Consider the following 7,629-nt stretch of genomic DNA (forward strand, 5'->3'; position numbering starts at 1 on the left):
GCCCGGCCGGCCCGAGCCGGCGCAGCGGCGCGCCCGCCCGCTCGACGGTCTGCTGGTGCTGGAGATCGGCCAGTACACGACCGCGCCGGTCGCCTCCAAGCAGCTCGCGCTGCTCGGCGCCGAGGTGCTGAAGATCGAGCCGCCGGGGGGCGAAGCCTCGCGCGCCTGGCCGCCGCACCAGGACGGGCAGGGCTATTTCTTCACCATCAACAACGCCAACAAGCGCAGCCTGATGCTGGACCTGCGCGCGGACGGCGACCGCGCCGCCTTCGCCGCGCTCCTCGCCCGCGCCGACGTGCTGGTGGAGAACCTGAAGCCCGGCTCTCTTGCGCGGCTCGGGTTTGATCCCGACGCGCTGGCGGCGCTCAATCCGCGCCTCGTCTATTGCGGCATCTCCGGTTTCGGTCGCCTCTCCGCCTCTCCCGGACGGCCCGCCTTCGACACCGTGGTGCAGGCCATGTCGGGGCTCATGGACATCACGCGGGCCGGCGAGATGCCGGTGAAGCTCGGCATCTCCGTGGCGGACGTGAGCGGCGGCCTCGCCGGCCTGTTCGCCATCCTGTGCGCGCTGGAGCAGCGCCGCCGCACCGGGCGCGGCTGCGCCATCGATCTCGCCATGCAGGACGTGTCCGTGTTCCTCACCCAGACGGTATGGAACGGCGCCGCGCCCGAGCCCCATTGCATGATCGCCTGCGCCGACGGCCATGTGGTGGCGGGCGTGGAGGCCGCGGGCCTTGCCGATGCGGTGGCGATGGCCGCCGGCATGACGCGCGCGACGCTGGTGGATGCGCTCGCGGCGCGCGGCGTCGCCGCCGTGCCGGTGCGCACCCTGACCGAGATCCGCAACGATCCGGCGATCGTCGGCCACGGCGCGGTGCAGCTCTTCGAGGGGGCGGACGGCAAGACCTGGCCGCTGTTCCGCTCGCCCTTGCGCTTCTCGGCCATGCCGCCGGTGCCGCTCGCGGCCATCGGCGCGCTCGGCGAGGCCAATGCCGACCTTCCGGCGCTCTCCGAAAGGCCTGTGCGCGGCGCGGCGCAGTAGCGGCCGCCGTTCTCCCGCCCCGCGACATCCCCTGTCCGGCCGGACGTGCGGCCCCCGGGGCGCCGTCGAACCACGCCGACCTAGAACGCCGTTCCGAATCCTGCGCTCGCCGGAGGTTGCATGCGCCGGCCGCGACGGCCGATGTCTGTTGATGGCAATACGTTTATGTCTTGCTTGATACTTTATATCGCACGTAAAAGGTGCATAAAAACCTATTGACATAAGTTTATGCTGTTTCTTACGCTGAAGACGATGGATGTGGTCATTCCCAAGTACTCGATGATTAAATCGGTCATCGAGTCCCGTCTTGAGCGCGAATATGCGGTCGGGGACCAGCTTCCGACCGAGGACGCGTTCTGCAAGGAGTTCGGCGTCAGCGTCATCACCATAAGGACGGCCCTCTCGCTTCTGGCGGATGAGGGGATCATCAGCAGGCACAGGGGGCGCGGCACCTTCTATCGGGGGCCGCGCGTCAAGCGGACGGATGCGAAGCCGAGCCAGTTGCTGCAATCCCTCCTGAGGGACCAGCCCAAGGGCTTCGCCCAGGTCGAATTCGCCGGATATGCGCCGGCGACGCCGCATGTGGCGGACATCCTCGGCGTTCCGGTCGGCGCGCAGGTGGTGGCCATCGACCGGGTCGGTTTTCGGACGGGGAGCCGGTGATCTTCATCTCCGCCTACCTGCCCCGGCAGGTGGGCGACACCGTCCTCAAGAACATCGCGCTGCTGGAGCGCTTCACGCTCGGCGAGGTGGTGAAGGAGGTGGCCGGCATCGAGATCGCGAACGTGGTGCAGACCATCGCCGCGACCCTGGCCGATCCGCGTTTCGCGCCGCTGCTCGGGATTCCGGTCGGCGCGCCGGTGCTGGAGGGCGACCGCACCTATGTGGATGCGGCCGGCCGCCCGGTGATCCTGAGCCTCGCTTTCTATCCGGCGAACCGCACGCGGTTCGTCGTCAATCTGAGCGGCATCTCGGCGGCAGACTGAGAACCGCGAAACCTTCCCGGATCAACGACGTACCAGACAGAGGGGTCGTCATGCGCAAGATCTTGCTTCCCGCCTTGGCGATGCTCGCCGCCTGTGCCGGTTTGGCTGCGCCCGCCGTCGCGCAGCGCCCACGGGCGCGGTCACGGTCATCGTTCCCTTCACCGTGGGCGGGCTCAACGACCTCACCGCCCGCGCGGTGGCGGAGAAGATCAAGGGCCAGCTTCCCGGCGGCGTCGCGGTCGTCAACCGCACCGGCGCGGGCGGCTCCATCGGCGTCACCGAGGTGGTCCAAGGCAAGCCGGACGGCACGGTGATCGGCCTCTCGCCGACCCCGGCTCTGCTCGACCAGCCGCAGATGAACGCGCTGCCCTACAAGGGGCCGCAGGACTACACGGCGATCGCCAATACCGTCACCTACTATCAGCTGTTGGCGGTGCGCGGCGATGCGCCGTGGAAGGACATCAAGGAGCTGATGGCGGCGGCGAAGGCGTCTCCCGCCAAGCTGCGCTTCGGCACCTCCGGCATCGGCACCGCCGCCCACCTCAACCTCGCCCAGCTCCAGGCCGCCTCCGGCATCGACGTGGTGCACGTGCCGTTCTCCGGCTGGGCGGAAGGCTCGGCCGCGCTGCTCGGCGGCCATGTGGACACGCTCGTCATCAATCCCGGCGAGGGGCGCCAGCTCACCAATGCCGGGCGCATCCGCATCCTCGCGGCGTTCCAGCCGGCGCGCAGCCCCTTCTATCCGGACGTGCCGACCTTCAAGGAGCTCGGCTACGACATCGGCGTGAACCTCTCTTTCTCCTTCTTCGGACCCAAGGGCCTGCCGGCGGGCGTCACTGACTTCTACGCCAAGGCGATCCGCGCGGCGGTGGAGGACAAGGCGTTCCAGGATTTCGCCAAGGCGCGCGAGATCGAGGTCAACTACATGGACAGCGCCAAGCTCGCGGCCTTCTTCGACACGGAGTTCAAGGCACACACGGCGCTGCTGGACAAGCTCGGCCTGCTGAAGAAGTGAGATGGCGACCCGGCCGCTCGGCGTCGGCATCCTCCTGTTCGGCGCCTTCTATCTCGCACTGGCGGCCCAGCTTCCCATGCACACGCTGGCGGGGCCGGGCGCGGGCTTCTTCCCGGTGGCGGTCGGCGTACTGCTGATCGCCAGCGGCGCGGTGGCGGTGTTCTCCCGGGGCGTGCTCCAGGTGGAGCCCACCTCGCGCCTCGGCCTCGCGAAGGTGGCGGCGACGCTCGCCGGCCTGTTCGCCTTCTGCGCACTGCTGCCGCTGATCGGCTATCTCGCCAGCGCGGTGCTGCTGTGCGTGGCGGCGCTGCGGCTGTTCGGCACCTCCTGGCGCGCGAGCCTCGCCATCGGCGCCGCGCTGGCGCTGGCCACCTGGACGATCTTCGTGCCGCTGCTCGGCCTCACTTTGCCGGCGGGGAGCCTGTTCTCATGAGCGCGCGCCGCCAGCACCCGCGGGAGGCGCGGCCATGGAGATGATCGCCGGCCTCGCGCACGGCTTCTCGGTCGCGGCGCTGCCGGCGAACCTGCTGGCCTGCTTCATCGGCGTGCTGCTCGGCTCGCTGGTGGGCGTGCTGCCGGGCATCGGCCCCAATGCGGGCATGGCGCTGCTCATCCCGCTGACCTTCGCGATGCCGCCGGAGGCCGCCATCATCATGCTGGCGGGCATCTATTACGGCTCCATGTATGGCGGCTCCACCACCGCCATCCTGCTCAACGTGCCGGGCGAGGCGGCTTCGGTGATGACCGCCGTGGACGGCTACCAGATGGCGAAGAAGGGCCGGCCGGGACCCGCGCTCGCCATCGCCGCCATCGGCTCCTTCGTCGCCGGCACGCTCGGCATCCTCGGCATCATGCTGGTGGGGCCGGGGCTGGCCGAACTGGCGCTCCGGTTCGGGCCGCCGGAATATTTCGTGCTGGCGGCGGCGGGCCTCGTCTTCCTGTGCGGGCTCTCCACCAATCCGTTCCACATTGCCTTCATCATGGTGGGGCTGGGGCTCGCCATCTCGACCGTGGGCATCGACCCGATCACCGGCACCCAGCGCTTCACCTTCGGCTTCACCCAGCTCGCGCAGGGCATCGACCTCGTGCCCGTCATCATGGGCCTCTACGGCATCGCCGAGGTGCTCAAGATGATGGAGGAGGGCGAGCAGAAGGCCCGCCTCACCAAGGTGCGGTTCCGCGACCTCGTGCCCTCCTGGCTGGAGGCGAAGATGTCATTCTGGCCGATCCTGCGCGGCAGCGTGCTGGGCTTCCTGATCGGCCTCGTGCCGGGGCCGGCGACGGTGGTGTCCTCCTTCCTGTCCTACCGGGTGGAGAAGCGCCTCTCGCGCACGCCGGAGCGCTTCGGCCACGGCGCCATCGAGGGGGTGGCCGGGCCGGAGAGCGCCAACAATTCCGCCACCGCCGGCGCCATGGTGCCCATGTTCGCGCTCGGCATCGCGTTCTCGCCCGCCACCGCCATGCTGCTGGCGGCGCTGGTGATCCACGGCGTGCAGCCGGGGCCGATGTTCATGCTGAACGCGCCGGACGTGTTCTGGGGCGTGATCGCCAGCATGTATATCGGCAACCTGCTGCTGCTGGTGCTCAACCTGCCGCTGGTGCACGTCTTCGTCTCGGTGCTGAAGCTGCCGCAGAACGTGCTGGCGGCGATGGTGATGATCCTGTGCCTGGTGGGCACCTATTCCATCAACAACAGCCTGCTCGACATCTGGATCATGGTGCTCGCCGGCGCCCTCGGCTACGGGCTGCGCAAGCTCAAGGTCGACCCCTCGCCGCTGGTCATCGCGCTGGTGCTCGGGCCGATGATCGAGAAGAGCCTGCGCCAGACCATGTTCCTCGCCAACGGCGAGTGGGGGCTGATCCTGACCCGGCCGATCTGCGTCGGCGTGGTGGCGGCGCTCGTGCTGCTGTTCGCCGGCAACGCCGTCTTCAAGTGGCGCCGGCGCCTGCCGGCCGGTGCGGCGCTCGACTAGCGCCGCAGCTCTCTTCTTCGACCACCATCAAGAACTGCCCGGAGTGACGTTCAAATGGCTGAGATCAAAGGTCTGGAGGTCCTGTCCTATTTCGACTGCCCGGGCGGCGGCCAGGTCTATGTGAAGGGCAATTACTGCTATATCGCCCACATGGACGCGCCCCACGGCACCACCATCGTCGACATCTCGGACCCGAGGAACCCGCGCCAGGTGCACCACATCTCCATCCCCAAAGGGGTCCACTCGCACAAGGTGCGGGTGGAGAACGACATCATGCTGGTGAACTGGGAGTGCCCGCCGCCCTACATTCTCGACGAGAACTTCCAGGGCGGCCTCGCCATCTACGACGTCAAGGACCCGGCCAATCCGAAGCAGATCGCCTTCTGGAAGACCGCCGGCACCGGCGTGCACCGCTTCGACTTCGATGGGCGCTACGCCTACATCACGCCCGAGGTAGAGGGCTATCACCTCAACATCATGATGATCCTCGACCTGGAAGACCCCGCCAACCCGAAGGAGGTGGGCCGCTGGTGGATGCCGGGCCAGTGGGTGGCCGGCGGCGAGACGCCGGACGAGGGCTACCGCATGACCTGGTGCCACCATGTCCTGCGCCGGGGCAACCGGCTCTATGTCGCCTACTGGCATGCGGGCATGGCGATCCTCGACATCGAGGACATGTCGCAGCCGAAGCTCGTCTCGCGCCTGCGCTACAATCCGCCCTTCACCCACCCCACCCACACCGCATTGCCCCTGCCGTTCACGCTCGCGGGGCGCGACATCCTGCTGGTGGCGGACGAGGACGTGCGCAAGACCAAGCCCTCGCCGCCGCCCTTCATGTGGCTGGTGGACATCACCGAGGAGGCCTACCCCACCATCCTCTCCACCTACCAGATCGAGGGGCTTGAGGACGTGAACATGCCGGAATTCACCGGCTGCCATCAGCCGGCCGAGCAGGTCTACGGCACCGAGATCCCGGTCGCCTGGTTCGCCTATGGCCTGCGCGTGGTGGACGTGAAGAACCCGCACGCGCCGAAGGAGGTGGCCTATTTCGTGCCGGACGCGCCGGAGGGCTTCGAGCGGCCGGGCACCAACGACGTCTTCCTCACCGAGGCCGGCCTCATGTACGTCATCGACCGCAACCGCGGCCTGCACATCCTGCGGCGCACCTGAGGGAGCCCAGCCATGTGCTGCTTCTACGAATACGAGGACGGCAACAAGTATCGCCCGTTCGTGCCGGCCTCAAACGCGGTGCGCGCGCGCACCCGTGCGGAAGAGGCGCGGATGCCGGGGGAGAAGGTGCCGGAAGCTGCCTGGGAGGCCTTCTTCAGCCCGGCCTGCACGGCGATCCCGTGGGCGCATTTCGAGCGCATGTTCCGCGCCCGCCAGAAGGCGGTGGGCCTCCTTGCCATGCAAGCCCCCGCCCGCCGCCCCGTGCGCGCCGCCATGGGCTTCCGGGCGGTGGAGGCTTGAGGGCGCCCGGCGCGGTGGATAGGCGCGGCGGCGGCCCCTTCAACCGCCGTCGTGCTCCGGCTTGACCGGAGCACCCATGGCGACGCGGTTGAAGGCCCGGCGGCAGGGTCGTGGGCCCTCCGATCAAGTCGGAGGGCGACGGCTGGGTGGCGGACAGGGCGGTTGGTGCGGACGGTGGGGTGGCGGGCGAGGGGGGCCTTCACAGCCTCCGCCCGCTCACACCGTGTAGTTCAACGCCGCGCGGCCGCCGTCGATGAAGAGGGTCTCGCCGGTGATGTAGCTCGACTTGCCGCCGGCGAGGAAGGCGACCGCGTCGGCGATCTCGCTCGGCTCGCCCACGCGCCCGAGCGGGGTGCGGGACAGCACGCGCTTCATGGCCGCCTCGTCGGCCGCCACCCCGCGCATCATGTCGGTCATGATGGATCCCGGCGCGACCGCGTTCACGCGGATGCCGTGCGGCGCCAGCGCCAGCGCGCTCGCGCGCGTCACCTGGGCGACGCCGCCCTTGGAGGCGCAATAGGCGGTGATGGCCGGGATCGCCATGATGGAATTGATCGACGAGAGGTTCACGATCGATCCCTTCGCCTTGGCCGCCACCATGCGCCGCGCCACCTCCTGGCTCATGAGGAAGGTGCCGACGAGGTTCACGTCCAGCACCTTGCGGAACGCGTCCAGTTCCAGCGAGAGGATGTCGCCGGAAAGCGTGATGCCGGCATTGTTCACCAGCACCGTCACCGTGCCGAAGGCGGCTTCGGCGGCATCCACGGCGGCCTTCACGTCCTCGGGCTTCGAGACGTCGCAGGCGACCGCCGCGGCCTTGTCGCCGAACTTCGCGGCGGCGGCGCCGGCCGCCTCCAGCTTCACGTCGGCGATGGTGACGCGCGCGCCCTCGGCGACGAGCGCGGCGACGCAGGCGAGCCCGATGCCCTGCGCGCCGCCGGTGACGATGGCGGACTGTCCTTCAAGCGTCATGGTTCGGCTCCGGTGTGGAAAGGGGTAGGGGCCTCAGCGCTCGTCGCGCCCGGCCGGCGAGGGGGTAACGTAGCCGGCGGCGATGTCGTGCGCGCGTGCCGCGCCGTCGCGTTCGGCGGGCGGGCCGAAGCCGCCGCCGCCGGGCAGATCGAGCCGCAGGCACCGGCCGGC

The 7,629-nt window shown here is 69.2% G+C and carries 9 protein-coding genes; 8 read left to right on the forward strand and 1 reads right to left on the reverse strand.

Annotation, left to right across the window (positions count from 1 at the left end):
• The 8 genes from AC2W7M_RS15525 to AC2W7M_RS15560 form a co-directional block, all read left to right on the forward strand.
• Positions 1–1,042 (forward strand): CaiB/BaiF CoA transferase family protein (locus AC2W7M_RS15525; RefSeq protein ID WP_486133128.1); only part of this gene is annotated, 1,042 nt, incomplete at its 5' end.
• A gap of 228 nt (positions 1,043–1,270) precedes the next feature.
• Entirely contained in the window at positions 1,271–1,705 is a 435-nt protein-coding gene (locus AC2W7M_RS15530; protein WP_486133129.1) for a GntR family transcriptional regulator, read from the forward strand.
• Positions 1,702–2,028 carry a UTRA domain-containing protein gene (locus tag AC2W7M_RS15535; protein ID WP_486133130.1) on the forward strand — a complete coding sequence of 109 codons (327 nt, stop codon included), beginning with the start codon at positions 1,702–1,704 and terminating at the stop codon, positions 2,026–2,028. Before AC2W7M_RS15530 ends, AC2W7M_RS15535 begins: the two co-directional genes overlap by 4 nt.
• Positions 2,029–2,191: 163 nt before the next feature.
• A complete protein-coding gene (locus AC2W7M_RS15540) occupies positions 2,192–3,043 on the forward strand; it encodes a tripartite tricarboxylate transporter substrate binding protein (protein WP_486133131.1) in 852 nt (283 codons plus the stop codon).
• Position 3,044: 1 nt separating this feature from the next.
• Positions 3,045–3,476 (forward strand): tripartite tricarboxylate transporter TctB family protein, encoded by a 432-nt coding sequence (locus AC2W7M_RS15545; protein WP_486133132.1) that lies wholly within the window; start codon positions 3,045–3,047, stop codon positions 3,474–3,476.
• A 34-nt stretch (positions 3,477–3,510) separates the two neighbouring features.
• Complete coding sequence (locus tag AC2W7M_RS15550; RefSeq protein WP_486133133.1) at positions 3,511–5,016, forward strand: tripartite tricarboxylate transporter permease; 1,506 nt, start codon at positions 3,511–3,513, stop codon at positions 5,014–5,016.
• Positions 5,017–5,070: 54 nt separating this feature from the next.
• Positions 5,071–6,186 (forward strand): LVIVD repeat-containing protein, encoded by a 1,116-nt coding sequence (locus tag AC2W7M_RS15555; RefSeq protein ID WP_486133134.1) that lies wholly within the window; start codon positions 5,071–5,073, stop codon positions 6,184–6,186.
• Between the two features lie 12 nt (positions 6,187–6,198).
• Positions 6,199–6,486 (forward strand): hypothetical protein, encoded by a 288-nt coding sequence (locus AC2W7M_RS15560; RefSeq protein ID WP_486133135.1) that lies wholly within the window; start codon positions 6,199–6,201, stop codon positions 6,484–6,486.
• Positions 6,487–6,702: 216 nt separating this feature from the next.
• On the opposite strand, the gene AC2W7M_RS15565 is transcribed toward AC2W7M_RS15560, so the two are convergent.
• A complete protein-coding gene (locus AC2W7M_RS15565) occupies positions 6,703–7,458 on the reverse strand; it encodes an SDR family NAD(P)-dependent oxidoreductase (RefSeq protein WP_486133136.1) in 756 nt (251 codons plus the stop codon).
• Positions 7,459–7,629 lie beyond the last annotated feature (171 nt).

It is taken from the genome of Xanthobacter sp. BG11Y11_SDJG (genome assembly GCF_057364445.1).